Raw genomic sequence first — 26,100 nt, 5'->3', positions numbered from 1 at the left:
TTCCTATCCTTTTGTTCCGCCCGAGGTCAAACCTGAAACAAAGTATTTTTGTAAGAAGAAAAACAGTGCAGCAATCGGTACGGCGATCAAAATCGCACCAGCCGCAAAGAGTGCGACCCGTTGATTACGGGCATCGTTGATAAAGGTCTGCAGCCCGACTGCGACGGTCAAACGCTCTTGTGAGCGAAGCAAGAACCGCGCCAGCAAGAATTCGCCGAATGGCCCCATAAAGGCCCACAATGCTTGGACGGCAACCATTGGTTTTACGAGGGGCAAAACGATTTGCCAAAAGATGCGGAAATGCCCTGCACCGTCAAGTTTTGCTGATTCATCCAAGTCGATCGGTACCGTATCAAAGTACCCTTTCATCAGCCAAGTATTCATGGGAATCCCACCACCGATATAGATCAGTGTCAAGAACCAGAAACTATCTAGACCGTTTGCTAATAAGCCCATGACATAAAAAGCGGTCAACGCCGACATCGTTGGCACCATCTGAACGATCAAGAACACCATCAAACTGCTCTTACGACCGGCAAAGCGATAACGACTGTAAGTATACCCTGCCAGTGTTACGATCATTACTTGGATCACCATCGTGGAAACAGCCACGATCAAGGTGTTTTTATACCATGTCAAATAGGGGGTTTCATTGAACAATCGTCGAAAGTTGTTCAATGTCCAATCCGCATCAAAATCCAAGCGAAAGGCGATCATATTCCCTGCCTTGAAGGCTGAGGTTGCGGTAATCAACAAGGGATAGATGATAACGATCGATAAAGCGATCATAAACAAGTAGGTAAATAATTTGCTGAAAGAAAACTTTTTCTTTTTCATCCTCAATCCTCCATATTAAATGCATTCGTCTTTTTAAACACCAGTAATGAAATGGAAATCACCACAAAGGAAATGATCAAGGTCAATGCAGAAGCAATCGAGTATTGTGGCGAGCCGCCCGTCGTCAATTTGTAGATCCATGAAATCAAAATATCCGTCGAACCGGCATTTCCACCTAAACTTCCTGGACCACCTTCGTTAAAGAGATAGATCATGGAGAAGTTATTAAAGTTCCCTGTATATTGCGTAACGAAGGTTGGTGCTGCCACCAAAAAGATCGCCGGTAACGTAATATTGCGAAAACGCTGAATCGCATTTGCTCCATCCATTTTGGCTGCTTCATACAAATCTTCAGAAATGGATTGTAAAATCCCTGAGACCATAACATAAATATATGGAAACCCTAACCAACCTTGAATCAAAATAATCGCGGTCTTTGTCCAAAACGGGTCGGTTTTCCAAGCAATGTTCCCAATATCCACAAAGGGCAGATTGTTCAATAGCGGGATCACCTGCGTATTGATCGCTCCTGCGGTATCATTAAACATATTTGAAAAACTCATGATTGTGATAAACGCTGGCACCGCCCAAGGAAGCAAGAAAATCACCCCGAAGACCCGACGGAACTTCACAAATTTTTGATTGGCAACAACAGCTGTCAGTATTCCTAAGGTAATTTGCAAAGTAGTTGCTAAAACGGTCCAAATCACCGTCCAACTAAACACTTTTACAAAGGTGTCGCGGTAAGAACTTAAGGTGAAGATATTCGTAAAATTCGAAAAACCGATCCAGTCGATTAAGTTTGCTGGCGGAATATGTCGAAAATCATAGTTGGTAAACGCCATGAAGAGTGTCACCATTACCGGAAAAATAATTGCTACGATCATCACCAGATAGGCTGGGATCGTCAATAGATAAGCGAAACCATCCTCATACAATTTATTGAAAAACTCTTTTCTCGTAACTGCCACCGGGAACCCTTTTTCAATACTTTGGCGAACTTGATAGGCATCTTTGATATTTAAAACCCAAAAGATAATGAAAATAACGGTAACAATGACCTGTAGCGTTCCTTCGATCAACAAGAACAAAGAATTGTGTTCCATCGGTACTGATCCCAGTGTGACAAAGTTATATAATGCTTGTCCACCGAACAAAAGCATTTCGCCTAGAAAAATTAGAAAGACCGCAAAAAAGAGTCCCGCTTTAAATTTCTGACCATTTTTGAATTGTCCCACCCCAGGGATGATTGAAAGAAGCGCTGTCTGCGTGGCTTTTGAATTCGTCCTCATATGTATCCTCCTTAAAATCGAAAGTCTGCCAAGCGGCCGACGATCCATAGAAATCAATCTCATCAAGCAATTTCTTGCGTGCTACGTTGCAAGGAATCCTTTTGACAAACATCCTCTATAGAATCGTCGACATGAATGACAGACCGTAATCGGCTATTTATTAATATTTCTGCTCAATCGCTTCTTCGATTGTTTTGGCAGCATTATCCGCTGCTTCTTGAGGAGTCATATTGCCTGAACCTGCATCAAACAGCATATTTTCAGCCCCTACCCAAACCTCAGACATTTCAGGGATATTTGGCATTGGTTGTGAAACACTGTATTGCTCGATCACTGCTTTTGCTACTGGATCATCAGAAGCAGCAACTGTTTCTTGAGCCATAATGTTTGCTGGAATATCATGACGCATTTCATACAATTTCTCTTGATTAGCTTCGTTTGTTAAATATTCGACAAATTGTTGAGAAATGTCTTTGTTTTGTGAGTAGTTGGAAACAACCCATGCTTTTCCACCACCAAACGTTTCATAATCATTGCCATTGCTCAGCGTTGGGATTTTCGCTACGCCATAGTTAATCCCTGCTTCTTCAAAGCCGTTCACGCCCCATGGTCCGTAAATGATGGCTGCTGTTTTGCCTTGGTTAAAGTAATCTAACATCAAGTTTTCGTTGGCTGATACATCCAGCATTCCTTGCGGCCAGACATTTTGGAACCAATCAGTTGCGTACGTGATTGCTTCAACAGAACCTTCATTGTTGATCCCTAAATCAGATGGATCTGTCCCTTCATCCCCAAAGACATAACCACCATAACCAGCTAATAGACCATACGTATAATAAAAGTCTGTCCAACGAGCTAAGAAACCAACATTGTCATCGCCTTCTGCAAAACGATCATCTTTTGCTAGCTCTTCTAAATCAGAAAAAGTTGCTGGCGCTTCATCGATCAAATCTTTGTTATAGAACATGACAACTGCTTCAATCATTGCTGGTGCGCCATAGATTTTATCATCGATCGTCACTTGTTGCTTGTCTGTATCGCTGTACCGTCCATCATCTGGCAAAGTCATTTCTGCCAAATGCCCTTGCGAGCCTACTTGACCTACACGATCGTAAGGAGACATCGTAACATCTGGACCTTTCCCAGCAGGACCGTCTAGTTGAAGCGCATCCATTTGATCGAACATATCCATTTCTACAACGTTGATGGTAACATCATTTTCAGATTCAAAGTCAGATTTCACTTCATTGATATAATCAATATAGTCTGCGCCTACAGAGACCGTGAGCGTTTTTTCATCGCTACCTGAACCTGCATCTGCATTACTACCATCGGTACTACCGCCGTTGCCGCCACACGCCGCAAGCGCTAACAACGCACTTCCTGAAACTAATCCTAGAGCTGCCTTTTTCCAATTCACTTTCATCCTGTTTACCTCCTGCAATTTGTAACTCCATTATGCAACCGGTTTCTTAAAATGGCAAACCTTTTCTAAATGTTAGCGATAACAAAAATAGAAAAAGCCTTTAAATTAAGATGTCGAGGAATCGAAAAGAAATTGCGCAACCATTTGCTTAATTTTTCATTTTGTGGATTCACGAACCACGAGTTGAGGTAAAAAGCGCTGTTGTCGCTGGCTCGTATCATTATGTTCGATTTTTTGGATCAATAATTCGCCGCAAACTTCCCCCATTTCCACGATGGCTTGCTTCATCGTTGTCAATTTTGGCGAACTTACCTGATCAAGGAATACGCCATCGTAGCCGATGATCCCAAAATCATCTGGCACCTCCGCTCCGATCGACTGTAAGCCTTGATTGATGCCTAACGCTAAACGATCTGTGGCACAGATAAAACAAGTGTTTTTCATTAAATGCTCATTCTGCGATTGGATAAACTTGCGGGCGGCGGAAGATCGGTTGTCAAAACGATAGACTTTTGGTGATATTCCCGCTTTTGTGACTGTATCTATGTACCCTTTTTCTCGGCTTTTCGTAAACGCTTCTTCCAACTCTAAACCAATATAGACCAATTGTTGATAGCCGGTGTCGATAGCATGTTTGCATGCAGAAACGATTCCTTGGTAGTTGTCACTGTCAACAAAACTGAACCCAGCTTCATTTTCGCCAAACAACACCACAGGCTTTCTTAAATTTCTTATCCAGTCCATGTCAGCCTGGCGAAAGCCCGTAATGATGCAGCCATCTGCTGGACCACGATCCACCCCGTCAGTCGTAACTAGCTGCAAAGAATAGTGTGCTTTACCAATAGAACGAGCGATCCCAACCAATAAGTTCATATAGTAAGGTTCCGTCGTATCCATCTCCTCTAAAATATACACTTTGATGATATGGGAACGCTTGGAAACTAATGATTTGGCAGCAATATTCGGCTGATAATCCAATTCAAGCATCGCTTGATGAACCAGCTGCTTTAACTCTTCAGTTACTTTGTCCGGATGATTGATCACTCGAGAAACGGTCATTGCGGAAACATTTGCTTTTTTAGCAACATCTGCTAGCGTAGTCATGATTCACTCTCCTTGTATTATTTCATCTATAGTATAACATAATAAACCAAAAGAAGAACCAAGACACTCTCTATATAAAAAAGATTTCCAGCCAATTTAACGAGTATAAAAAAACAGAGTAGCTTCTCAGCTACTCTGTCAAAAAAGACTATTTTTTTGGGGTGTCGAGAAAAAGGTATCAACACTTGTTAATCGGTTTCGATCAACCCGTATTTGCCATCTTTTCGACGATACACAATGCTCGTTCCATTCGTTTCCGCATCTTCAAAGATAAAGAAGTTGTGTCCAAGCATGTTCATTTGTAAAACAGCTTCTTCACTGTCCATTGGTTTTAAAGACAAACGTTTTGTACGTACGATGTCTAATTCAGAACCATTGTTTTCTTCATCGTTTGCTTCAGTTGTGAACAAATCACCATCTGTTGGCGGAACCAATGCTGTCTCGCGAGATTTGCGGTTGATTTTTGTTTTAAATTTGCGGATTTGGCGTTCCAATTTGTCAACAACCAAATCGATACTAGCATATAGATCAGGTGAGGTTTCTTCCGCACGCAGAACTAAGAATGGTAAAGGAATCGTTACTTCTACTTTTGCTGTTTTTTCAGTATAAACTTTCAAATTAACATGTGCTGTTGCTTCCGGCACATCGTTAAAATAACGTTCTAATTTACCTACTTTTTTCTCGACGTAATCACGGATCGCTTCTGTTACCTCGATATTTTCGCCGCGCACATTATATCTAAACATAAAAATTACCCCTTTCGTCTACCAGTAAAGAAGGAAAAGGACCACTCTTTTCTTCTTCTTAACTCTATTATATCGAACTCTTGCTCATTTGCCTAGTAAATCGAACAAATTTCTTTAAGCGTTTTCAAAATAACGATTCAACGGGCAAAGGAAAAGGATCGAATCGACTGGGGGCCAAAGGTCTGCAATGCTTCAGCTGCGTGATATAACGTTCTACCGGTAGTGTAAACATCATCGATCAACAACAGTTTCTTGTTTTTTATTTCAACCGTTGCCTCTGGCTTCACCGCAAAAGGTTGCGCCTCCTCTAATCGTTGCTTGCGAGAACGTTGAGCTTGTGGTGCGGTATCAACCACTTTATCCAGCCATTCTTTCGACTTAACTCCGCCTGCGTCCAGCACAGCGGTCACTTGATTAAACCCTCGCTCCTGGTAACGTTCTGCCGATAGCGGGATGGGTATCAAACAATCGTAATCAAAGTTGTTGATCTTTTGTCTGATGGCAGCAGCAAAGGTCTCTCGCAACTGATAGTTTCCCATTAATTTGTATTCGTGAATCCACTCCTTCATCCCTTGATCGTAAGCAAACAGTGCCCGATGCTGCAAATGGATCATGGGACAGGTTTTCGCCCAAAAGAGACAGTCACTGCAGGAAATGGTATCCTTTTTGCCACATGTTGGGCAGCAGCTTTGCCAATCGATCACTGTAAATCGCTGAGCGCATTGTGGACATAATTCTTTTTCGGGGATGCGCCAAGGAGCCAACAGCTCAATGATCGTTACCTCTCTTGAAAAAAATATTTGGCACCAACTACACTCCATCGGTCAACCAGCTCCTTGCTAATTGGTTCATCTCATTGATTTCTTTGATTGCTTGACGGATTGCTTCCGTCATTTGGTCGTAGAAAAAAATGACCTCCCCTTCCGTATAGGCCCCTTTACGATCGACACGACCAGCAATTTGCACGAGCGCCGATTTTGTAAAGACTGGATGATTAGCACCCAATACGATGACTGAGACGTTTTCAAACGTCACCCCACGCTCTAAAATCATCGTTGTAAACAACACCTTGTAAATCTGTCGACGAGCAGACGCTACTTTTTCGCTCCGTTTTTGATCTTGCGACGAAACGCTAGTCAAAGACCATGACGTGCCTTGTCGGCGGACAGCCGCTTCTACTTCCTTCATCAGCGCAATGCTTGGACAAAACACCAAGACAAAGTTTTTTTGAAGCAGCCGCTGCAACTGCTGCAGCAATGGTCGCAGCCAACGTTTTCTGCGATAAGCCTGCGCCCAGTGACTATAATGAACAGGCTTTGGAACGATCAATGGACGCTGATGAAACCGCAGCGGCATTCTCAAGACAGCGAATTTTCCACGAATTTCTTGCAGCAGTCGTTCTGAAGGCGTCGCACTTAAATAGATCAGACACCCGTTTTCTGCCAAGGCATTGTATAATCCGTAACGCAGCTGCGCATCGCCCTCGTAGGGAAATGCATCTATCTCATCCACCACGATCAGTTGAAAGCTGCGATAAAAATGCAGTAGCTGATGAGTGGTGGCAATAAGGATCGTTGTATAACGATAAGGTTCTTCTGATTTCCCATAAAGGAGCAGGCTTGCCTCTTGTGGGAACGCTTGTTGAATCCGGGGGAACAGTTCACGGCAGACATCGATCCGTGGCGAGACGATCGCCACACGACCACCTTCTTGCCGTATGTGGCGGATCGTTTCAAAGATCATCTCGGTCTTCCCTGAACCCGTGACTGACCAAACAAGAGACGATTTCTTTTGTCGACAATTTGCCACTAGTTGCTGAGAAATTTTTTGCTGAAACGAAGTCAACACTCCTGGCCAAACGATCTTGTGATCAAAGGCTGGAAGATCCGTTTGTTGAATTACGAGTTGGCCATCTGATGTGATCCGACCATAGCGAATACAAGTTGGACAGTAATAGCAGCCTATCGGCAATAGAACCGACGGCTTGTGGTGGGAAGAACCGCAACGCTGACAAACGATTCTCTTCCCCTGCTCGAGCATTGCCGGTCGAGAATCAAAAGTTTTTCCTACACTCATTGTTTCATCTAAAACAAAAAATTGTCTTCCTTTTTGATTGGTCATAACATACACCTCAGTTTTAACTACGCAAAAAAATCGGTTCAAGTACTTTTTGAAAAGTACTTGAACCGATTACAGGTTTCTTGTTTGCTTCAACAGCAGGTCTTGCTTATTCGCCGATCAATGTCAAAGCTTGATCTAAGACTTTTTCGCCGTTCATCATGCCGTAATCTGCCATGTTGATTACTTCTAATGGAATTCCTTTTGGCGCTAGACGTTTCTCGAAATCGCCTTTCATGAAACGAACTTGTGGTCCTAATAGTAAAACGTTTACGTCTTTGCTTTCTAAATGTTGATCTGCTTCTGATGCGGAAACTGCAAAAATATCTGCTTCTAATCCTTTTGCTTCAGCTGCTTTTTGCATTTTTGTTACTAATAAGCTTGTACTCATCCCTGCAGAACAAACTAACATAATTGTTTTTTTCGCCATATCGAACACTCCTTGAATTTTAAGAATAAGATAACATTTCCTATCTCTAGTATAGAACAAGTTTGAAATTTGTCAACGCTTTCTATCCAGCAACCAGTTTGATTTTACTAAACGATTAAAAACGACGTACTCTTTTTTTAAATTGACTAGGACTACCTCGTAGCCGGCATTCAGCCACGCATAAGCCCCATTTTCTGGATGTCGGTAATCATTCGCCCACCAATCGCTACTGGTGCGGGCACTTTTGGGCAAACCGGATGCTGGGAAAAGAAATTCATCAAACTGCGTAAACGTTAAGGTGATTTGCGAACCACCGTTGTTTTTTAAATAGTGAGTGATCGTATCGTACTTTTTGCGTCTACCCAAAGCAACTGCCTCCTCTTTTTAGAGTCTATGTTCGTACCTGTTTCTTTCTTCTATTTGTAACTTTCCTTCCGATTGCCTATACTAGAAACATAAAGGAGGCGATCGTGCGCGTGACTTATCGAACGATTCGACAAGACGGAGAAACAGAAATAGAAATCAAAAAATCGCGTTTCCTCTGTTCATTAAAACGAATTCAATCAGAAGACGAAGCCAAAGCGTTTATTCAAGCCCTCAAGAAAGAGCATTGGAAGGCAAATCATCATTGCAGCGCCTATGTATTAGGTGAAAACCATGAGATCCAGCGCAGCAGTGATGATGGTGAACCGAGCGGCACCGCTGGGGTACCGATTTTAGAAGTGTTAAAGAAAAACGAACTGATCAATGTGATCGCCGTTGTTACCCGCTACTTCGGTGGAACGAAACTGGGTGCTGGTGGATTGATTCGCGCTTATTCAAGTTCGGCCTCTGCTGGAATCAAAGAGGTAGGAATCGTCGAGGGTATTTTGCATCAAGAACTTGCCTTGACCATCGATTATCCCCTTTTAGGCAAGCTCCAAAACTACTTAGAACTGCAGAATATCTATATAAAAGATATTGCTTATACGGAGAAAATCGTTGTCACCTCAATGATTCCTGAAGCAGTACTTGCCGACCAAGAAGCCGCTCTGATTGACTTGCTGCAAGGGCAAGTGCAGCTAAACAAAGGCAAGACCGAATATGTAGAGCGCCTCATTGAGGAGCCAACCGAGTAACTACGCATGGCAAGCACCATGTCGGGTTTGCTCTTTTCCTCAAAGCGTGGACACTTATGCCGTTTGCTGCAGCGAATGCAGGAACGGCCCTATCGTTGAAAACCCGAAATGACCGATGCGGAGCAACAGCAAGTATGCTCGCAGTGTCCTTTCGGCTTTTCGCGTCTTTTTTGTTTCCAGCCGTCTCAAGACAGGTTATTTTTCCATATAAAATTCAAAACGATTACCAACATATTGGGTGCGCACGTATTCAAATGGTTGACCATCTTCAAATGAAGTGATTTGCCGCATACGTAAAATCGCATCGCCGCGTTTGATTTGTAAGTAATCAGCAATTTGCTCGGAAGCGACCATAGCTGAGATCGTTTGCGAAGCGCCGCCAATTTTCCGCTGTCCTTTTTCTTCCAACACTTTATAGAGGGAAGAGATGATCTCCTCCTTGCTAAAGTCATGAATAAACTTTTCAGGGATACTCGCTACTTCAAAACAGATCGGCACATCATCTGCATACCGAATCCGCTCCATCCGTAAAATCGTTTCGTGACCTTCTAATTGCAGCTTTTCCATCTCACTGGAGCTAGGTGCCGTCAAGAAATAAGCGACCGCTTTGCTGGAAGGCTTACGACCAAGAGAATTCATGATTTCGGTAAAACTCGTCGTGCCCGTCATTTTCTCTTGTACTTTTTGGCGAGCCACATAAGTGCCGGAACCGATTTTACGCTCAAGAATCCCCTCATCTGCTAAGGTTTGGATCGCTTGTCGCAACGTCATGCGACTCACGCCGAATTGTTTCGACAACTCGCGCTCTGAGGGCAGACGATCCCCGATTTTGTATGTATTGTTTTCAATATTGGCTTTAATTTGATCATGAATTTGGATATAAACAGGTAATTTTTCCACCACTACACATTCCTCCGTTCCCCTCCTATTATAACTGGTATATACCTAAATAGCTAATAAAAAAAGCAAAAACTGCTCTGTTTTTCTCAATTTGTGCGAATTCTTTCCCTATTTTATAGGCAGAAGAAAGAAGTTATCACAAAATGTCCAAACAAGAGCAGTCGCTTTTCTTTTAAATTGGTTCGGTCGCTGGCTTGAGAATTTATTCAGCCAACGCTTTATTGGCAGTGGCCATCAACAATCGGATACGATTCAATTGATTGACGATTGAGACACCTGGATCATAATCAATGGCCGCAATGTTCGCCTGCGGGTATTGACGACGTAATTCTTTCATAACACCTTTTCCTACCACATGATTGGGCAGACAGCCAAATGGTTGCAGACAAATGATATTGTTGACATTATTTTCCAATAGATCAATCATCTCACCGGTCAAGAACCAGCCTTCTCCCGTATGATTACCAATGGAAACAATCTCGCTCGCTTGCTCCGCAAGCTGATGGATCGAATGGATACCATCAAAACGCGTTGACGCCCTCAGTGCTTTATCCATCGGTTTTTGGAGCCTTTCAATCGCCATGATCGCAAAATCAGCGATCATTTTACTTTTCTTCGCCATCCCCAAATGCTCGTAGCGCCAAATCTGATTGTAGAGGGAATAATTCATGAAGCCGACAATATCTGGTACGACCGCTTCCGCTCCTTCTGCTTCTAACAGGCGAACGACATCGTTATTGGCAGTCGGTGAATACTTCACTAAAATCTCTCCCACGACACCGACACGCGGCTTCTTGATATCTCTTATCGGCACTTGATCAAAGGCTTGAATGATTTTTTTCATATTTCGATTAAACAGACTGAAGGAGCCATTACGAACGTTTTTGGCAATTTTTTCCAGCCATTCTTGATGGAGCCGATCGACAGCCCCTGCTTCTTGCTCATACGGACGGGTGCGATAAACGACCCGTTCAAAGAGATCTCCGTATAAAAATGCCACCGCCAAACGCTTCATCATCGGTAAGGTAAAGCGAAAGCCCGGATTTGATTCAACCCCGGTGTTACCCATCGAAATAGATACCACCGGCACTTGTGGAAATCCTGCATCGTTCAGTGCTTTACGTAACAAAGGAATATAGTTCGTTGCACGACATCCGCCGCCCGTCTGAGTCATCAAAACACTGGTATTTTCAACATCATATTTTCCGCTTTGCAATGCTTCTACTAGCTGTCCAATGGAAATGATCGCCGGATAGCACGCATCATTATTGACAAAGCGTAAACCGACATTAACCGCCTCACGATCTTCACTAGGTAGACAGACCACTTGATACCCAGAAGCTTGCAAAGCAACATCGACTAACCCGCTTTGATGGATGGGACTCAACATCGGCAATAAGAGCGTGTGCTGCTTGCGCATCTCTTTGGTAAAAATGATCTTTGCCGGTTCCTCGTATTGCTTTTTAGGTACAAAGTGCTGTTTGTCCCGTTCGTTGACTGCTGCTTTCAAGGAACGCAACCGAATCCGAATTGCCCCAAGGTTCGCTCCCTCATCGATTTTCAACACCGTATATAACTTCCCATACTGCGCCATAATCTCTTCGACTTGATCAGTAGTGACTGCGTCGATCCCGCAACCGAATGAGTTTAATTGAACCAGTTCTAATTGTTTGTTTTTCGCGACCACTCGAGCTGCCGCATACAATCGCGAATGATAGACCCATTGATCCACAACCCTCAGATCGCCGACATTTGCTAAATGAGCAATACTGTCCTCAGTCAATACATGGAAGCCTTCTTGGGTAATGACTTCTGCAATCCCATGGTTGATTTCAGGATCCAAATGATATGGTCTTCCAGATAAAACGATCCCTTTTTGATTGGTCGTCATCAGCATACGTAGCGTTTCTTCTCCCCGTTGCGCAATATCTGTCTTGAACTGATCCAGCTCCTCGAAACCGCTGCGTAGGGCTTGGGCAATTTCTTCTTCTACAAAACCAAAATCTTGAAAAGTACTCGTTAAAGTTTTGACCATTGAGGCTTCATCCGCCAAATTCAAAAACGGACAGCGGTAGTCAACCGCCCCTTCACGAATCGCATCGACGTTATTACGAATCACTTCTGGATAGCTTTGCACAATTGGACAGTTAAAATGATTCTCAGCGGCAGTGTTCTCTAGTCGCTCAAAAATAACACCTGGATAAAAAATCAACGGTACGTTTTGATCAATCAGTGCTTGGATGTGTCCATGGGCTAGTTTGGCTGGGTAACAAACCGTATCACTAGGAATCGTTTCAATCCCTTGCTCATATAGTTCTTTGTTGGAACGTGGCGACAAGGTTACTCGAAACCCTAACTTGGTGAAAAAGGTATGCCAAAGCGGATAATTTTCATAAAGATTCAATACTCTTGGCAGGCCGATTTCGCCATGGACGGCCTCTTTTTTACGTAAGGAACGGTACTTAAACAAGCGGCGATATTTTTCATCCACAAGATTGATTTTGCGGTCTTCTTTCTTGATTTTGATTCGCGCACCACGTTCGCAGCGATTCCCGGTAATAAATTTTCGACCGTCAGAAAAAAGGGTCACCGTCAACAAGCAATTGTTTTCGCATAGACCGCAATTCGTAAATTCTTTTTCTGCTTGGAAATCGGCCATTTCTGCTGGAGACAACAACGTACTAACATCGTCAAGGGCTGCTTCTTCTAAAGCGATCAAGGCGGCACCATACGCCCCCATCAAACCGGCGATCGATGGTCGAACGACTTCACGGCCGCTGATCAATTCAAAAGCGCGCAGAACCGCTTCGTTATAGAAAGTCCCTCCTTGGCAGACGATTTTCTCGCCGAGGTCTTCAGGTCGCCGAACCTTGATGACTTTATAGATAGCATTTTTTATGACCGAGTAAGACAAGCCGGCTGAAATGTCGCCAACAGAAGCCCCTTCTTTTTGGACCTGTTTCACTTTTGAGTTCATAAAGACGGTACAACGCGAACCAAGGTCAACCGGTGCTTGGGCTTTTGTAGCTGCCAACGCAAATTCTTTGACATCCTGATTCATAGATTTGGCAAAAGTCTCAATGAAGGAGCCGCATCCTGAGGAACAGGCTTCATTCAATTGAATCGAAGATAACGCGCCATCTTTAACCGTCATCGCCTTCATGTCTTGTCCACCGATATCTAGGATAAAATCAACCCCCGGCTGGAAATGTTCGGCAGCTTTGTAATGGGCCATCGTTTCCACTTCACCGATATCGACTTTCAGTGCATGTTTGATCAAATGCTCGCCGTAACCTGTGATCGTTGACTTTGCGATGTAAACGTCAGAAGGCATCTGACGATAAAGCTCTTGTAAAACCGCCATCGTTGTCGCTAACGGTTCACCTTCATTATTGCCATAGAAAGAAAACAATAATTCCCCTGCATCATTGATCAAAACCACTTTCGTTGTGGTTGATCCTGCATCGATGCCTAGATAAGCAGCGCCTGTATGCTCAGACAACGCTTTTTCTGTGGCCACCGCTTGAGCATGGCGAGCACGAAAAGCAGTCAATTCCTCCTCGTCTTTAAACAATGGGGCTAATGTATCAGTTGGCGCGAGTTTGCCATCTTCTCCGTTGGCTAAGCGGGCTAATAGCACGGAAAGCTGTTGCTCTTCTTCTGCATATAGTGCAGCCCCCATCGCCACAAACAGTTCTGGGTTCTCGGGAAAAATGATATCTGCTTCTTGCAGGTTCAACGTATCGATAAATCGTTGACGCAATTCCGACATAAACGTCAACGGTCCACCTAGAAAGGCTACCTTGCCTTTGATTTTACGACCAGCAGCCAAGCCAGCAATCGTTTGATTGACCACCGCTTGAAAGATACTCGCCGCAATGTCTGCTTTTGCTGCTCCTTCATTGATCAGCGGCTGCACATCGGTTTTGGCAAAGACCCCGCAGCGTGAGGCAATCGGATAAAGGGTTTGATAATCTTTGGCTAGTTCATTGACCCCATTGGCATCCGTTTTCAATAAAACCGCCATCTGATCAATAAACGCACCCGTTCCACCGGCACAACTGCCGTTCATTCGCTGCTCCAATGCCCCTTCAAAAAAGGTGATCTTCGCATCTTCGCCGCCTAACTCGATGGCCACATCGGTTTCGGGAATCACTGTCTCAACTGTTTTGGTACAAGCGATGACCTCTTGGACAAATGGGATCCGCAAAACTTCCGCCAGACCCATCCCACCTGATCCGGTAATCGCCAGCGCAAGCGGCTGATCTTCGATCACTTCTTGCGCTTCTCTAATGATTTTTTCCGCTGCTTTCTGGATATCTGCATAGTGCCGTTCATATCTTGAAAAACACGTTTGATTGCCTTCATCTAACAGAACCATCTTGACTGTTGTCGACCCGACATCGATGCCCGCTTTATATTTTTTCATTTGTTGCCTCCATCTAAACAACACTTTGTTGATTATCTAACAAGCCGTTTGTTATAATACTTATGTTCATTGTAATTCTTTTGATTGATAATTCAACAAACAATTCTAAGGAAGGTGTGGGATAAACAACAATTACCCGTTTTTTGTTGTTTATTTTGAAAGGAAATTCACAATATGAAAAAATTGGATTTACGTGTCAAACGAACCAATAAGTACATTATTGAAGCTTTTATCCGCTTAGTGGAAGAAAAAGGCTTCGAGCAAGTGACTGTCCAAAATATCGCCGATGAAGCCATGATCAACCGTGCAACCTTTTATGCCCATTACAAAGACAAACAAGACTTGTATGAAAAGATATTTGACTTGGCTGTCGAATCATTTACCGCGATTCTTGATTTTGAAGATTTTGTTCAAGGAAATCGCATCAAAATCCGCAAAATCGAAGCGGCCATGACCGAACTTTTTTTACACATTCAAAACAATCGTTCCTTTTATTTGACGATCATGGATGCCTCTGCCATTGAGATCATCCGTAAAAAGTTGGGCCTGATTTTGACTGAACGTTACCAAGAGATCTTTTCAACGTTAAGAATCACCGAAGGAGACATTGAAGTGCCCTTAGACTTCATCATTGACTATATGACCTCGATATTTGTTGGTACCTTGCATTGGTGGCTAACGGCAGAAACAACGATGACACCCGACCATCTAGCAAAACTTGTCATCAAACTGGTGGCAAACGGCCACCTGACTGTCTTGGGGATTGAGATTGAGGAATAAAAAAAAGAAGCTGCGAATGTGCAGTTTCTTTTTTATTCCTCAATTAGTGATTCTTTGAACGCCATTTGATCGTGTCTTTCGTCTTGCGCTGTTTCGTTACTTTGATTCCTTTTGGAGCCACACGAATCGCATAATCTTCCTTTTTCACCACATCATAGACATGCTCTGCAACTTCCGTTACTTTTTCTTTTAGATTCAATTTAAATTTCATGTGTTTTCATCTCCCGAATGCTTTACTAATAGCCTATCGCAAATAAAAAAAATCTTCAACTTATAGCCCTTCATAAAAAAGGATTTTTAGGGTTTTCGTTCCTCTTTATTGGACAAGCGATTTAGACGCAACCAATGCTTCGTAATGCTGAACTGTTTTTCTAGGTTTAGAAGAAAATTTGTTGAACAAACGGAACGATCCTTTCTTCTCCCCTTCACCGTTCCCCATTTCTGGCAATACAGCATTATTGACATAGCTTTGGTTTGAAGGATGTTTGCAGAAACTTATCTTTTTCATATGCTCCTCGTTTCTTATCAAATGAGACTGAGTTTGATCGACAGATTGTCTCCAGTTAGACGCACTTATTTTCTATTTTCAATAAAAAAGTGTCAGTAGAAAATCCAACGATTTCCCACCAACACAAAATAGTGTAGTTTCCAACTACCACGAAGTTCGATTAATAAATTAAATAGTCAGAAGCACCAGCTTGCTTGATCTCGATCACTAGCTTATGAGGCAGGCAAATGCTCGTCTGTCCATTGCGATAGATCCAGCTGGTTTTGACAGCAATTTGGTCCGGGCTATTGTCTTCACGCACTCGGATCGCACCATCTTTGATCTCGACGATATTGTACTGACCTTCTGCTGGATAATACGTTTTTTCCATCGCATCGATTTCTTCCAAGTTGAAACGGTCAACTTCTTCCCCATTGATTCGCACAATCGCATAACGATCCCCAGTATCACTTTGGGCTTGCGCTTCAAATAGAAAAAGCGGTAAAAAAGAGCCAACAACTAATAGAACAAACAATAGATAATCATAGGGCTTTAATAGTTTTAAAAATGGCTGGATCGTCTTTTTCATCACATGTACGCCTTTCACTGTTCATTTTCGGAAGGTAATCGCTCTTCAAAAAAGGCAGTCAGATCAATGATCTCTTCCTCTGTGAAGGTTTCTCGTTCCCATTGGTCAAGAATTTGTTCTTGCAAAGCCAAATCCATTTCCCAAAAATGATCGATCTTCTTGAAATGCTTTGGGTCAAAGGAACGAAACACGGGGTAGATCATCAAAAATTCTTCAAAGGTAAGATCCCAGTCCTCAGTATAATCTTTAACGACCCCTTCTGACAAGGCTTTTTCCGTTGGATCGCCATTTTCTTTGATTAAACCAGCTTCGTAAAAATGGCGATAGATGGCCTCTTTGGTGATCTCTGGATGAAATTTTTTACTGTGACGGTAGGCTTCTTCAATCAATGACGGATAGATGATCTCCATTTTCCCCCTGCTTTCTGGACGGCGTCATAAGACGGCGTTAATTCTTTTCGATTGGGTGCTGTGCTTTGTATTCTGCTAAAGATACATGGTGGCTGCGCTTGAAGGTTCCTGTTGTCCCATCAAACGAAATCGCTGGGGATTTGACGCCATGGTGGGTCCGGCGCTTATTCTTTTTTGCTTTTGATGTTTTTCTTGCAGGTACTGCCATGTCATTTCCAACTTTCTTTCACTTTTTCATTATGCACGCAGCTGCAATGCATTTTTTCGTTTGTTTCGTTTAAATTCATGAATGATTTTTAATGCGCGTTTCCTTGTTTTGATGTTCGGGCTCTTTAAACGTCGATACGCACTAGACAAGTCCGTTTTTTCCATGTTGACTCCTTTCTGTTACCAGCTTGCTTTTGTAACGCCGGGAATTTCTCCGAGGTGTGCATGCTTACGGAAATTGATCCGTGACATTCCGAATTTATTCATGTAGCCCCGAGGACGACCATCGATCATATCCCGTTTCTTCAAACGAGTCGGATTCGAATCCTTCGGTAGTTTGGCCAATGCTTGAGTATCTCCTTGCGCTTTTAATTCTTGACGCACTGCTCGGTATTGTTCGATCAGTTGTACTTGCTTGTTGTATTTTGCCATTTTTGATTTTTTTGCCATTCAGTTATTGTCCTTCCTATTTCTTGATTTCACGAAAAATCGCTCTGCGCCGCAACTTTGGTGAATATTTTTTTAATTCTAAACGTTCCGGCGTATTGCGCTGGTTCTTATTGGTCAAATAAAGTCTTTCCCCTGTCTCCACACATGCCAAAATAATATTGTTTCTCATAATAACCAGCTCCTTTCTCTTGCGTCACACCAAAAAAGGTTAAAGTGTAACGATTACGTTTTGTATCATATCACACTCAAACATAGGAAGCAAGCAAAACTATTTCTTCTTTTTGTTATTTAACACGTGAAGAAAACGTCATATGAATTTGTTTTCAATCGTTGCTGTCATTGGCGGCAAGGTAACAGGAACCTGTAGCTTTTGATCGCGCAAAAAAACCACCTGATCTTTAAGGAATCACTGGTCGGGCTTTTCAAGCAGCCCACGTCGTGATCCTTTATCAGGTGATTTCTTTCGGTTAATTTACTGATTTGTTCTCATGTGATGCAAGCCATTCACTGATCGCTTGCAAGCGTTCTATCCGCAAGTTCGGCAAGCCATTGCGTGATAAACCATGAGAGGATTGAGGAAACAGCATCAGCTTCGTATCGACGCCTTTACGCTGCAACGCCATGTAAAACTGCTGTCCTTGTTCTTGCGGACATCGCAAATCATTTTCCCCATGGAGTACTAGCGTAGGTGTCTTGACTTGGCTGGCATAGGCCAAAGGCGACATCTTCCAAAGTCCTTCGGTCTCATCAAGTTCCCGCAACAATTGGAATTTGACAAAGGCAGGTCCAATGTCGCTCGTCCCATAAAAGCTGATCCAATTTGAGATCGAGCGTTGCGTAACTGCCGCACAAAAACGATCGGTATGACCAACGATCCAGTTGGTCATAAAGCCACCATAGCTGCCACCAGCTACATGGATCGTGTTCGTATCGATTTCTGGATGGTTTGCCACCAAGGCATCAACCCCCAACAGCAAGTCTTGATAATCTTTATTGCCATAATCACCTAAAATCGATTTGACAAACGCCTGACCGTACCCTTGCCCGCCACGAGGGTTCAACAAGATGACCCCATAGCCGTTAGCGGCATGGACTTGCATCTCGTGGAAAAATGTTTCGCCGTAGCAGACTTGCGGACCGCCATGGATGTACAAAATTGCTGGATGACTTTCTTGTGTTTCGGTCGGGGGCAAATACCAGCCTTGAATTTGCCAACCATCTGCTCCTTCGTACCAAAACGCTTCGGGTTTACTGATCGCTAACTGTGACATAATTGCTTGGTTGGGATCGTATAGATCAGTTACTTCGCCACTTGTTAAGTCAATCAAGCCTAAGCGACTAGGGATCGATGGCGTCGCATAAGCAACAGCAAGTTTGGCTTCCGAATAGATCGCCGCATCAAGGATATCCATTTTTTCATCAAGCAGTTTGGTCCATTCTCCTTGGATCGAGGCGCGGTACAATTGTAGCTTGCCATGCTCCGTTACGGGTACAAGGAATGTGTCATCCGTCAACCAGGTGATCGCTACGCCGCGATTTTTTTGTTGAAAATCACTGATGATCGCATTGCCAAAAGCGATGTCAAGATCTTGGGAAAGATTTTTGACCGCTTTTGTTTTTAAGTCGACCAAAAACAAATCATCCAAGGTCACAAAACCATAGGAAAGATCATTGCCTAATAGTAATAGCTGATCATTGCGCGCTGCAGCAAAAGTATACGTTCCTTCTGGCAGAATGTTTTCTAAACTTTCTGTCTTTTTCGTCTGGCTATTTAGGAGACAAACCTTCGATCCATAGTCCCACTCGTCTTCTTCCTCTTTGTCAAAAGTGAGAAACAAAGTCTCTTGATCATCCGCTAAGCCAGAGAACACAAAGGGATACTTATGCTCAAAAATCAGTTCCGTTTCTTGTGTCGCGATCGTTTTTTTGATGATCGAATGTTTTTTTTCTTTTAAAAAGCCGACGCCATCCGCCAAATAATTGACTTTCGTAGTAGCTTTTACTTGTGGAAATTCCTTCTGCTTGTCCGTCTTTTCTTTGTCGTCTTGATCCTCTGAAACTGTCTCCTCTTGTGCCAGCTGGTAATAGATAGCCGTTGCGTCTTGCTCCCAAAAATAGTCGCCCAGACCTTTTTCAGTGACAAGTGCTTGGGGCTTGCCGCCGGATATCGGCATCGTCCATAACGTACTTTCACCTTTCTTTGGATCGGTCGTCACAAAACTGAGCCATTGCTCATCTGGCGAGACCTTTAGACTGTTGTGGGTCGTCGCTTCGGTGCCCCACTCACGCCGTTCATTGGTCTTTGCGTCAATACTATAAATCGCTGAATCATACGTGTTGGTCTCTGGGTTGACTACCGTTTCCAAGTAAAAAACCTGATTTTGCCCCACTGCAGGCTGCGCAATCGTTTTCAGTTCAAACAGTGTCTCATTCGTTATTTTTTTCATCCATTTCCCTCCAAATATACGTGTTTTCGTAGTAACTATCTACTAGTATATCAAAAGAAACGAATTTTTCTGCTTTTTTTAATAGTGAAATCCTCGCAAATTCGCAACTTCTTCAAAACCAGCCGACATCCCTGTCTGCCTTAAGATCTCCTGCCCATTTTCTAAAAGGGTCAAGGCAATTTCCGTACTGGCACTTTCGCGAATGATCCGATTCATTTGCCCAATAGAAGGTGCCCTCAAAGAATGCCCTTCTTTCGTCAAAACTTCGATCGTTAAGGACCATTGTTTTTGTTTGAGATGGATCACTAAACGGTCTTCCGTGCGTTTGACATCATGAATCTTTGCACCATGATAAGTAGCAAAACGATATTCTTGGCTCCCGACTTGCAGAACACAAATCGTTCCCAAAAAAGCAAAACCAGCAAAGGGAATGTCGGCTGCGGAGAAAAAGAACCGAACATCTGGCGCATCAAAGCTGTTGCATTGAACCCAAATATAAGCTGCTGGAAAGGAGGTTCCCCAATCTTTTTCCAAATAACCGATCCCGTTCGTAAAATCGATTGCTTCGTCGTTCCACTGCAGCGTACCTTCTAAGGTATGACTCATGCTCAAGACCCCGTGATAACACTCCATAAATGACAGATACGAAAAAGGACCCATGATACTCGGCGCATAACGTGTCCGCTGAATCGGTTTGTGGTCGTTATACTTTACTGACCCTTGTACTTGAAGTTCGTTATTTTTTAAAGAGACTTGGATGCCTGCTTCACTAAAGATATTGTCACCAATCGTTACTTTACGCTCCTCTTCAGACACTTGAAAGTCAGTTTCTGGAAAGGAAAAGTAATGCGCACCCTCATGATTGATCACTTGAATGAATACTTCTTTGGTCCCGTCTTTTTGAATCGAAAAACCAGGAATAAAAGCATAGACTTCTTCACCGATTTGGTGTTTATGGTACCAGCCTTCAAAAAAAGCGGTCTGCTTGTCGTGGCCGTGAAAGAACTGATCTGTTGTCAACATCTTGATTTCCCTCCGTTTCTTTTTTAGTGTAGCATGAAGCAGAAAGATTCCTCAGGATAATGCTTTTTCTATGTAAAAAAAGCCAGAAACAAGTAAGACACTTGTTTCTGGCTTTGTTTATTGCTCTTTCATCACTCGACGGGTCCACCAGAGAAAAATAAGAAACCCTACAACTAACAGTGTCAAAAGTCCGCCGGTCATCCACGATGGATCCCCAATGTGATAAAATGCCATGGCTTTTTGCAGGCAACCAAGCAACACAAATACCCCCAGTAGAAAAACGATCGGATAAAAAGCTTTTTCTTTGAGTGATACAACAAAAACGATCGCCGCTACCAGCAAACTGCCAACCAATACTACATCAAATGGAAATGCGATCGTCAGGAGCCACCAGTTTGGGGTCAGCAGATTGATCAGCAGTGAAAGACCAATCCAGCCACTCACAACGAGCCACAGGGAGCCGAAACGAATCACTTTGCTTGTGCCCTTCTTTTGATAGATGGTTTTGCTGATGATCGCAAAAATCCCGATGATCGCTAACACAGTTACCAATCCTGTCAAAAGATAATCCAGAAGGTTAAGAACCAGTGGTCCTTGATTTGTAAAATCAGCTATAAATTTGATTCCCCAACTGATGCCAACCGCTAGATACGCCAATTTGAGGCGCTCTTTGAGATTACTCTTTGGCGTGTTTGCCAATAGTTCATCTGCCACCCCTTTCGGATCATTGCCAAAATAGTGTTGCGCCTCTTCCCCATGAGTTTGTGCTTCTAATAAATCCATTGCAATCGCGTATACCTGCTCTGTGACTTTATGCTCATCGTAAAAAAGGCTGGAAAGTAAGAGGTAGCCTCGAAAATCATCAAAAAATTGGCGATTTTTCTCATTGAATTGTTGCTCGATCAGATTGGTTTGCTTTCGCCAATAGGTCGTCTCTTGTTTATTTGCCATGTTTCCTCACTCCTTAAATAATCCTTCGACTTTCTTCATTAGGTTCGTCCATTGTTCTCTAAATTGTGCCAAATAGTCTATGCCTTTCGGGGTGATCGAGAAATACTTGCGATCAGGTCCTTCAGGTGACTTTTTCATCTCAGAGGTAATAAGTTCTTGTTTTTCCAACTTCTGCAGCAAAGGATAGATCGTGCCGCCAACGATCGTTTCAAAGCCTCTTTGCTTCAGTTCCTGTACCAGTTCATAACCATAAATCTCTTTTTGAGCAATCACTTGCAAAACACACCCTTCCAAAACCCCTTTTAGCAATTGCGTCTCTTTCACGATTTCCCTCCTTTGGTTCCCTTTATCTAGTTTGTTATACAAACTAGTGTTGTACCTAGTATACGTGTTTGCCACTAGTTTGTAAAGCATACTAGCAGTGGAAATAAAAACGGCCTTTTAAATAAGACCGTTTTTGACAAACCCGATGCTTTTTTCTAGATGACAATATCGATATCCTCGGGTAAGAGGCTCTTGTAAAAATATACTTTATTCCGCTTTGATTCTAAAACCATTAGAATAATTTTTTCGGTGCAGTCTTTCAATACCTGTTTAAATACTGCTTCCCCTTCAGTATTCTCAGTGGCTCCTTTTTCTTCATCGTATCCTCTACATGAGAGAAGTGCAAGATCAAAATGATAGGTTCTGAGCTGGTTGACTGCTGTAACTGAATTAACGGTAAACTTTTTGTTCGTTACCGTCCCGCCAACGATGGTCACCTCAGCAGCAGTATGTTCCGATAGTAGTGCGGCAGTTAGCACACTATTGGTTACCACTCGTAACCCATGAATTTTTTTCAGGTAAGGGATCAGGTGCAAAGCTGTGCTCGAACTGTCCACGAAAATGGTCATATCGTCCTCAATATACGTCACTGCACGTTCTGCAATTCTGCGTTTTTCTTCATCATTGACATAATTCCCCACTTTTGTCAGATAAGCCGCATCGACCTTCTCTGAATCGATCAGCACAGCACCACCTCGGGTACGTCTGATTTGTTCTTCGTTTTCCAGTTCAATCAGATCGCGTTTGACCGTAGCATCACTATAATGTAAGAATTCAACTAATTCCCCCAGAGAAGCAAATTTCGTTTCATTTAAATACATCATGATTTTCTGCTTACGCTCATCTTTTGCTTTCCCCATACATTAAACTCCTTTAAAAAAGAGATTCCCACCAATTTAATCCTGTACCAATCAATCATTTCATTTATTATCTCTGATAAAAACGTGCTTTGTCAACCGTATTCAGCAGGGTCAACTTATGGCGTACAACAGCTTTCACATCTTTTATTGGTTGTACATATACTTGATTTGGTTCATACATAGCAGGGTTTTCCGTCAATACTTTTCTGACTGAATCAAAAAATACGGATTTCAAATCAGAACTAAGATTTACTTTACATACGCCATATTTTACAGACTCTCGCACTTCATGATCTGGGTTTCCTGACCCACCATGCAATACAAATGGTAAAGCAATACGATCGTTCAACTTTTTCAACAAATCGATGTTCAACTTAGGGGTGATATTTTTTGGATACAACCCATGAGCCGTTCCAATTGCAATGGCAAGGGTGTCAATGCCGGTAGCACGTACAAAGTCTTCGGCTTGGTCGACATCTGTGTAAATAATTTCTGCAGCTCCCCCTTCTGCGGAACCGTTGTTCCCAATCGTACCAATTTCTGCTTCAACGCTGACACCAACCATATGTGCCAGTTCAACAACTTCTTTCGTGATTTTTTTATTTTCTTCGTAATCGGCTAATGATGCATCGATCATCACCGAGGTATAGCCATTACGGATCGCCCGCATGACATCGTAGATTGATCCCCCGTGATCCAAATGAATAACGACTGGTACCTTACTTTTTAATGCGTACTCCCGCACTGTCGCTATGAAACAATCTCCTAAGTATTCGATCTCATCAGGATGAATTTCTAAAATGACTGGTGCATCCTGTGCCTCAACTTCTTCCATGATTGCTTTTAACATATCAAAACTGCAAATATTAAATGCTGGAACAGCAAATTTATATTCTTTTGCTACAGCAAGTAATTCTTTCATTGTCATTAACATTGTGACATTCCTCTTTTCTTTTGATTCGTTTCGCTTCAACTTATAAATAGTTTCTAAATCAGTTTTCCTTCATCGGTTGGTTGGCGTTCCATTTCAGTTCTAGATTTTTTCAAAAACCCTAACATCAATGCTGTAACCACCGTTCCAGAAACGATTGCCACGACATACATCAACGGATTGTTCAATACATTGGGAATCGGTAAGATCCAGATACCACCATGTGGAGCTAATGAAGTTACGCCGACACCCATTGATATTGCAGCAGCGGTTGCTGAACCTGCCATCAAACTAGGTATTACTCGTAATGGGTCAGCGACAGCAAATGGAATCGCACCTTCAGTAATATAAGATAATCCCAAAACCCAGCAAGACTGAGCAGAAGTTCGTTCTTCTTGAGTAAATTTTTGCTTAAACAAGATAGAAGCCAAGGCAATGCCTAGAGGAGGTGTCATCCCGGCAGCCATACAAGCCGCAATTGGTGCATTAACTCCTGCCGACATCAAACCAATACTAAAGGTTGAAATCGATTTATTGATGGGACCGCCCATATCAGCTGCCATCATAATGCCTATCAGTAAGCCGAATACCACACCACTCGTAGAACCAAGTCCATTAAGCCAATTCGTCAAAGCATCCAATACATAAGAGATTGGTTTATCAATGAAATAAAACATGGCAAAGCCAGTCACAGCAACTGAGATCAAAGGAACAATAATCAACTGATATAGTGCCGCAAATGATTTTGCTACTGTTACTTTATTCGCTAAATAATCCGTAGCATACCCAGCGAGTAAACCACCAACCATCCCACCTAAAAAACCAGATCCTCCACTTGCCGCCATCGTTCCCGCAACCAAACCAGCGGCAAAGCCCGGTCTACCGGCAACGGAAGTGGCAATTCCTGCTGCAAGTGCAGGAACCATCAATGCAAAAGCCGTATTCCCACCAATTGTGCTTAAAACTTCGGCAATTTGATTGTATGATGGATCGCTAGGATCAGCTGCATTGATCCCAAAAGCAAAACTAAACGCAATTAAAATTCCACCAGCAATAACCAAAGGCAACATGTAATTAACGCCATTCATGAAATGATTATAAATGCCAGCTTTCTTTCCGGATTCGTTTGAAACATGCTCGCCTTGGGCAATCGTGGTCACTTCTAACCCATCAATTGCCTCTTGGATCACTTTTTCTGGTTCTCTGATTGCTCTTGCGGTTGACACTCTTTTAACTTTTTTTCCAGCAAATCGGTCGGTCTGTACTTCTTTGTCAACCGCTAAAATGACAACCTCTGCCTGTTGAATTTCTTCTGTACTCAAAATGTTTTCGACTTTTACTCCTTGTGTCTCGATTTTGATTGTATATCCCAATGATTTTGCCGTTTTTTCCAGTTTTTCAGCAGCCATATACGTATGCGCAATTCCAGTCGGACAAGCAGAAATACCGACAATTTTCATACAGGTTCCCTCTTTTCTGATTGATTTGATTGAATATTATTAATAATATCTGAGGCGTCTTTTGCCTTCTTTACTGCATTTCGAAATCCTTCGTGCATCAACAATCGTGCGAGATTGCTTAAGATGATTAAATGATCGTCAGTACTCTTTTCAGGTACTGCGATGACAAAAGAATAGGTGACAGCCGTTCCGTCAATTGCTTGATAATCAGTAATTGGACTCGACTTTACGAAGGCGATTGCGGGCCTTAGTACTGCCTTACTTTTTGCATGAGGAATACCAAAATGATCTTCAATCCCAGTAGAGGTTTGTTTCTCGCGACGAAATAAATCTTTTTTGTACTTCTTTATATTACTGATAACTCCTGAGGACTCGAATAAAACAGATGCTTGAGTAAACAATTCTTCTTTTGTCCGAATTTGCTCATCAAATAAAATGAGTCGTTCATCAATCAGTTGACCGATATCCAATTTCAACACCTCCATTTTTTGTAATCGTTTTCGAAAACTTGCCTAAACTATACCATCGTGAACTAAACAGTTCAATGCTATGAGCTATTTAATGCAAATAGACGAAAAAAAGTGGAATACGTTCATAAAAATGATCTATAAAAGTCAAAAAAAAGAACAAAGAACGACAAATCATCGTCCATTGTTCTCTTATTTCGATTAATTCCTAACCTATACTAAAAAAATTTTTAAAAGAAGAACCGTAAGTAAATCTCTACTTTTCTTCCATTCCCGATCTCTACACTTACAAGTCATTCTTTCGAATCAACTCT

Annotated in this window: 29 protein-coding genes; 2 read left to right on the top strand and 27 right to left on the bottom strand. The window is 42.6% G+C overall.

Features of this window, described 5'->3' with window-relative positions; all coding sequences use genetic code 11:
- Positions 1 to 3: 3 nt before the first annotated feature.
- The 9 genes from IGK85_RS04030 to IGK85_RS03990 form a co-directional block, all read right to left on the bottom strand.
- Positions 4 to 837, bottom strand: coding sequence for a sugar ABC transporter permease (locus tag IGK85_RS04030; protein ID WP_005237297.1), 834 nt, complete (start codon positions 835 to 837; stop codon positions 4 to 6).
- A 2-nt stretch (positions 838 to 839) separates the two neighbouring features.
- Positions 840 to 2,129, bottom strand: coding sequence for a carbohydrate ABC transporter permease (locus IGK85_RS04025; protein ID WP_005237298.1), 1,290 nt, complete (start codon positions 2,127 to 2,129; stop codon positions 840 to 842).
- Positions 2,130 to 2,289: 160 nt separating this feature from the next.
- Positions 2,290 to 3,555 (bottom strand): extracellular solute-binding protein, encoded by a 1,266-nt coding sequence (locus tag IGK85_RS04020; RefSeq protein WP_061053856.1) that lies wholly within the window; start codon positions 3,553 to 3,555, stop codon positions 2,290 to 2,292.
- Between the two features lie 156 nt (positions 3,556 to 3,711).
- The gene (locus IGK85_RS04015) at positions 3,712 to 4,659 is read right to left on the bottom strand and encodes a LacI family DNA-binding transcriptional regulator (RefSeq protein ID WP_008377320.1); all 948 of its coding nucleotides are present in this window, start codon (positions 4,657 to 4,659) and stop codon (positions 3,712 to 3,714) included.
- A 188-nt stretch (positions 4,660 to 4,847) separates the two neighbouring features.
- A complete protein-coding gene (hpf, locus tag IGK85_RS04010; protein ID WP_005237301.1) occupies positions 4,848 to 5,405 on the bottom strand; it encodes a ribosome hibernation-promoting factor, HPF/YfiA family in 558 nt (185 codons plus the stop codon).
- A gap of 137 nt (positions 5,406 to 5,542) precedes the next feature.
- Positions 5,543 to 6,226 carry a ComF family protein gene (locus IGK85_RS04005; RefSeq protein ID WP_008377318.1) on the bottom strand — a complete coding sequence of 228 codons (684 nt, stop codon included), beginning with the start codon at positions 6,224 to 6,226 and terminating at the stop codon, positions 5,543 to 5,545.
- Positions 6,216 to 7,526: a DEAD/DEAH box helicase gene (locus IGK85_RS04000; protein WP_008377316.1), complete on the bottom strand. Its 1,311-nt coding sequence runs from the start codon at positions 7,524 to 7,526 to the stop codon at positions 6,216 to 6,218. The genes IGK85_RS04005 and IGK85_RS04000 overlap by 11 nt, the downstream gene beginning before the upstream one ends.
- A 106-nt stretch (positions 7,527 to 7,632) precedes the next feature.
- The gene (locus IGK85_RS03995; protein ID WP_005228768.1) at positions 7,633 to 7,953 is read right to left on the bottom strand and encodes a PTS sugar transporter subunit IIB; all 321 of its coding nucleotides are present in this window, start codon (positions 7,951 to 7,953) and stop codon (positions 7,633 to 7,635) included.
- Between the two features lie 72 nt (positions 7,954 to 8,025).
- Positions 8,026 to 8,319 carry a DUF7662 domain-containing protein gene (locus IGK85_RS03990; protein WP_005237305.1) on the bottom strand — a complete coding sequence of 98 codons (294 nt, stop codon included), beginning with the start codon at positions 8,317 to 8,319 and terminating at the stop codon, positions 8,026 to 8,028.
- Positions 8,320 to 8,429: 110 nt separating this feature from the next.
- Between IGK85_RS03990 and IGK85_RS03985 the strand changes: the two genes are divergently transcribed.
- Positions 8,430 to 9,071, top strand: coding sequence for a YigZ family protein (locus IGK85_RS03985; protein WP_035006530.1), 642 nt, complete (start codon positions 8,430 to 8,432; stop codon positions 9,069 to 9,071).
- A 195-nt stretch (positions 9,072 to 9,266) separates the two neighbouring features.
- Here the strand turns inward: IGK85_RS03985 and IGK85_RS03980 are convergent, their stop codons facing one another.
- Positions 9,267 to 9,974 (bottom strand): GntR family transcriptional regulator, encoded by a 708-nt coding sequence (locus IGK85_RS03980; protein ID WP_005228765.1) that lies wholly within the window; start codon positions 9,972 to 9,974, stop codon positions 9,267 to 9,269.
- Positions 9,975 to 10,173: 199 nt separating this feature from the next.
- On the bottom strand, positions 10,174 to 14,400 hold the full coding sequence (locus IGK85_RS03975) for a 2-hydroxyacyl-CoA dehydratase (RefSeq protein WP_008377313.1): 4,227 nt from the start codon (positions 14,398 to 14,400) through the stop codon (positions 10,174 to 10,176).
- A 174-nt stretch (positions 14,401 to 14,574) separates the two neighbouring features.
- Here IGK85_RS03975 and IGK85_RS03970 point away from each other — a divergent pair, with 174 nt between their 5' ends.
- Positions 14,575 to 15,180 carry a TetR/AcrR family transcriptional regulator gene (locus IGK85_RS03970; RefSeq protein WP_005237309.1) on the top strand — a complete coding sequence of 202 codons (606 nt, stop codon included), beginning with the start codon at positions 14,575 to 14,577 and terminating at the stop codon, positions 15,178 to 15,180.
- Between the two features lie 43 nt (positions 15,181 to 15,223).
- On the opposite strand, the gene IGK85_RS03965 is transcribed toward IGK85_RS03970, so the two are convergent.
- The 16 genes from IGK85_RS03965 to IGK85_RS03890 form a co-directional block, all read right to left on the bottom strand.
- Positions 15,224 to 15,391: a hypothetical protein gene (locus IGK85_RS03965; protein WP_005237320.1), complete on the bottom strand. Its 168-nt coding sequence runs from the start codon at positions 15,389 to 15,391 to the stop codon at positions 15,224 to 15,226.
- A 105-nt stretch (positions 15,392 to 15,496) separates the two neighbouring features.
- A complete protein-coding gene (locus tag IGK85_RS03960; RefSeq protein ID WP_005237321.1) occupies positions 15,497 to 15,688 on the bottom strand; it encodes a hypothetical protein in 192 nt (63 codons plus the stop codon).
- 160 nt (positions 15,689 to 15,848) lie between these two features.
- Complete coding sequence (locus tag IGK85_RS03955; RefSeq protein WP_005237322.1) at positions 15,849 to 16,256, bottom strand: NusG domain II-containing protein; 408 nt, start codon at positions 16,254 to 16,256, stop codon at positions 15,849 to 15,851.
- A gap of 14 nt (positions 16,257 to 16,270) precedes the next feature.
- Positions 16,271 to 16,666 (bottom strand): hypothetical protein, encoded by a 396-nt coding sequence (locus IGK85_RS03950; RefSeq protein WP_008377307.1) that lies wholly within the window; start codon positions 16,664 to 16,666, stop codon positions 16,271 to 16,273.
- Between the two features lie 37 nt (positions 16,667 to 16,703).
- Positions 16,704 to 16,874 (bottom strand): 50S ribosomal protein L32, encoded by a 171-nt coding sequence (rpmF, locus tag IGK85_RS03945; RefSeq protein ID WP_005237324.1) that lies wholly within the window; start codon positions 16,872 to 16,874, stop codon positions 16,704 to 16,706.
- Positions 16,875 to 16,903: 29 nt separating this feature from the next.
- On the bottom strand, positions 16,904 to 17,038 hold the full coding sequence (locus tag IGK85_RS03940) for a putative metal homeostasis protein (RefSeq protein WP_005237325.1): 135 nt from the start codon (positions 17,036 to 17,038) through the stop codon (positions 16,904 to 16,906).
- A 15-nt stretch (positions 17,039 to 17,053) separates the two neighbouring features.
- Entirely contained in the window at positions 17,054 to 17,323 is a 270-nt protein-coding gene (rpsN, locus tag IGK85_RS03935) for a 30S ribosomal protein S14 (RefSeq protein WP_005237326.1), read from the bottom strand.
- A gap of 16 nt (positions 17,324 to 17,339) precedes the next feature.
- Complete coding sequence (rpmG, locus tag IGK85_RS03930; protein ID WP_005225339.1) at positions 17,340 to 17,492, bottom strand: 50S ribosomal protein L33; 153 nt, start codon at positions 17,490 to 17,492, stop codon at positions 17,340 to 17,342.
- A 298-nt stretch (positions 17,493 to 17,790) separates the two neighbouring features.
- The gene (locus tag IGK85_RS03925) at positions 17,791 to 19,770 is read right to left on the bottom strand and encodes a S9 family peptidase (RefSeq protein ID WP_008377302.1); all 1,980 of its coding nucleotides are present in this window, start codon (positions 19,768 to 19,770) and stop codon (positions 17,791 to 17,793) included.
- Between the two features lie 78 nt (positions 19,771 to 19,848).
- Complete coding sequence (locus IGK85_RS03920; protein ID WP_008377300.1) at positions 19,849 to 20,793, bottom strand: tocopherol cyclase family protein; 945 nt, start codon at positions 20,791 to 20,793, stop codon at positions 19,849 to 19,851.
- Positions 20,794 to 20,910: 117 nt separating this feature from the next.
- Positions 20,911 to 21,744: a hypothetical protein gene (locus tag IGK85_RS03915; protein WP_008377298.1), complete on the bottom strand. Its 834-nt coding sequence runs from the start codon at positions 21,742 to 21,744 to the stop codon at positions 20,911 to 20,913.
- Between the two features lie 6 nt (positions 21,745 to 21,750).
- On the bottom strand, positions 21,751 to 22,068 hold the full coding sequence (locus IGK85_RS03910) for a PadR family transcriptional regulator (protein WP_008377296.1): 318 nt from the start codon (positions 22,066 to 22,068) through the stop codon (positions 21,751 to 21,753).
- A gap of 155 nt (positions 22,069 to 22,223) precedes the next feature.
- Entirely contained in the window at positions 22,224 to 22,928 is a 705-nt protein-coding gene (locus tag IGK85_RS03905; protein ID WP_008377293.1) for a DeoR/GlpR family DNA-binding transcription regulator, read from the bottom strand.
- 67 nt (positions 22,929 to 22,995) lie between these two features.
- Positions 22,996 to 23,862 (bottom strand): ketose-bisphosphate aldolase, encoded by an 867-nt coding sequence (locus IGK85_RS03900; RefSeq protein WP_008377291.1) that lies wholly within the window; start codon positions 23,860 to 23,862, stop codon positions 22,996 to 22,998.
- A gap of 53 nt (positions 23,863 to 23,915) precedes the next feature.
- Positions 23,916 to 25,319, bottom strand: a complete 1,404-nt coding sequence (locus tag IGK85_RS03895; protein ID WP_008377289.1) for a PTS fructose transporter subunit IIC — start codon at positions 25,317 to 25,319, stop codon at positions 23,916 to 23,918.
- Entirely contained in the window at positions 25,316 to 25,798 is a 483-nt protein-coding gene (locus tag IGK85_RS03890) for a PTS sugar transporter subunit IIA (RefSeq protein WP_237714947.1), read from the bottom strand. The genes IGK85_RS03895 and IGK85_RS03890 overlap by 4 nt, the downstream gene beginning before the upstream one ends.
- Between the last annotated feature and the right edge of the window lie 302 nt (positions 25,799 to 26,100).

This window comes from Enterococcus sp. AZ015 (assembly GCF_050499225.1).
Taxonomy (GTDB): Bacteria; Bacillota; Bacilli; order Lactobacillales; family Enterococcaceae; genus Enterococcus_D; species Enterococcus_D entomosocium.
The sequence above is the reverse complement of the archived record's forward strand: the minus strand, read 5'-3'. Positions and strand labels throughout refer to the sequence as shown.

Bases quoted from the DNA above. Each gene is read 5' to 3' on its own strand.
- IGK85_RS04030 (WP_005237297.1), bottom strand. From the start codon at position 837: ATGAAAAAGAAAAAGTTTTCTTTCAGCAAATTATTTACCTACTTGTTT.
- IGK85_RS04025 (WP_005237298.1), bottom strand. From the start codon at position 2,129: ATGAGGACGAATTCAAAAGCCACGCAGACAGCGCTTCTTTCAATCATC.
- IGK85_RS04020 (WP_061053856.1), bottom strand. From the start codon at position 3,555: ATGAAAGTGAATTGGAAAAAGGCAGCTCTAGGATTAGTTTCAGGAAGT.
- IGK85_RS04015 (WP_008377320.1), bottom strand. From the start codon at position 4,659: ATGACTACGCTAGCAGATGTTGCTAAAAAAGCAAATGTTTCCGCAATG.
- hpf (WP_005237301.1), bottom strand. From the start codon at position 5,405: ATGTTTAGATATAATGTGCGCGGCGAAAATATCGAGGTAACAGAAGCG.
- IGK85_RS04005 (WP_008377318.1), bottom strand. From the start codon at position 6,226: ATGGAGTGTAGTTGGTGCCAAATATTTTTTTCAAGAGAGGTAACGATC.
- IGK85_RS04000 (WP_008377316.1), bottom strand. From the start codon at position 7,526: ATGACCAATCAAAAAGGAAGACAATTTTTTGTTTTAGATGAAACAATG.
- IGK85_RS03995 (WP_005228768.1), bottom strand. From the start codon at position 7,953: ATGGCGAAAAAAACAATTATGTTAGTTTGTTCTGCAGGGATGAGTACA.
- IGK85_RS03975 (WP_008377313.1), bottom strand. From the start codon at position 14,400: ATGAAAAAATATAAAGCGGGCATCGATGTCGGGTCGACAACAGTCAAG.
- IGK85_RS03970 (WP_005237309.1), top strand. From the start codon at position 14,575: ATGAAAAAATTGGATTTACGTGTCAAACGAACCAATAAGTACATTATT.
- IGK85_RS03965 (WP_005237320.1), bottom strand. From the start codon at position 15,391: ATGAAATTTAAATTGAATCTAAAAGAAAAAGTAACGGAAGTTGCAGAG.
- IGK85_RS03960 (WP_005237321.1), bottom strand. From the start codon at position 15,688: ATGAAAAAGATAAGTTTCTGCAAACATCCTTCAAACCAAAGCTATGTC.
- IGK85_RS03955 (WP_005237322.1), bottom strand. From the start codon at position 16,256: ATGAAAAAGACGATCCAGCCATTTTTAAAACTATTAAAGCCCTATGAT.
- IGK85_RS03950 (WP_008377307.1), bottom strand. From the start codon at position 16,666: ATGGAGATCATCTATCCGTCATTGATTGAAGAAGCCTACCGTCACAGT.
- rpmF (WP_005237324.1), bottom strand. From the start codon at position 16,874: ATGGCAGTACCTGCAAGAAAAACATCAAAAGCAAAAAAGAATAAGCGC.
- IGK85_RS03940 (WP_005237325.1), bottom strand. From the start codon at position 17,038: ATGGAAAAAACGGACTTGTCTAGTGCGTATCGACGTTTAAAGAGCCCG.
- rpsN (WP_005237326.1), bottom strand. From the start codon at position 17,323: ATGGCAAAAAAATCAAAAATGGCAAAATACAACAAGCAAGTACAACTG.
- rpmG (WP_005225339.1), bottom strand. From the start codon at position 17,492: ATGAGAAACAATATTATTTTGGCATGTGTGGAGACAGGGGAAAGACTT.
- IGK85_RS03925 (WP_008377302.1), bottom strand. From the start codon at position 19,770: ATGAAAAAAATAACGAATGAGACACTGTTTGAACTGAAAACGATTGCG.
- IGK85_RS03920 (WP_008377300.1), bottom strand. From the start codon at position 20,793: ATGTTGACAACAGATCAGTTCTTTCACGGCCACGACAAGCAGACCGCT.
- IGK85_RS03915 (WP_008377298.1), bottom strand. From the start codon at position 21,744: ATGGCAAATAAACAAGAGACGACCTATTGGCGAAAGCAAACCAATCTG.
- IGK85_RS03905 (WP_008377293.1), bottom strand. From the start codon at position 22,928: ATGGGGAAAGCAAAAGATGAGCGTAAGCAGAAAATCATGATGTATTTA.
- IGK85_RS03900 (WP_008377291.1), bottom strand. From the start codon at position 23,862: ATGTTAATGACAATGAAAGAATTACTTGCTGTAGCAAAAGAATATAAA.
- IGK85_RS03895 (WP_008377289.1), bottom strand. From the start codon at position 25,319: ATGAAAATTGTCGGTATTTCTGCTTGTCCGACTGGAATTGCGCATACG.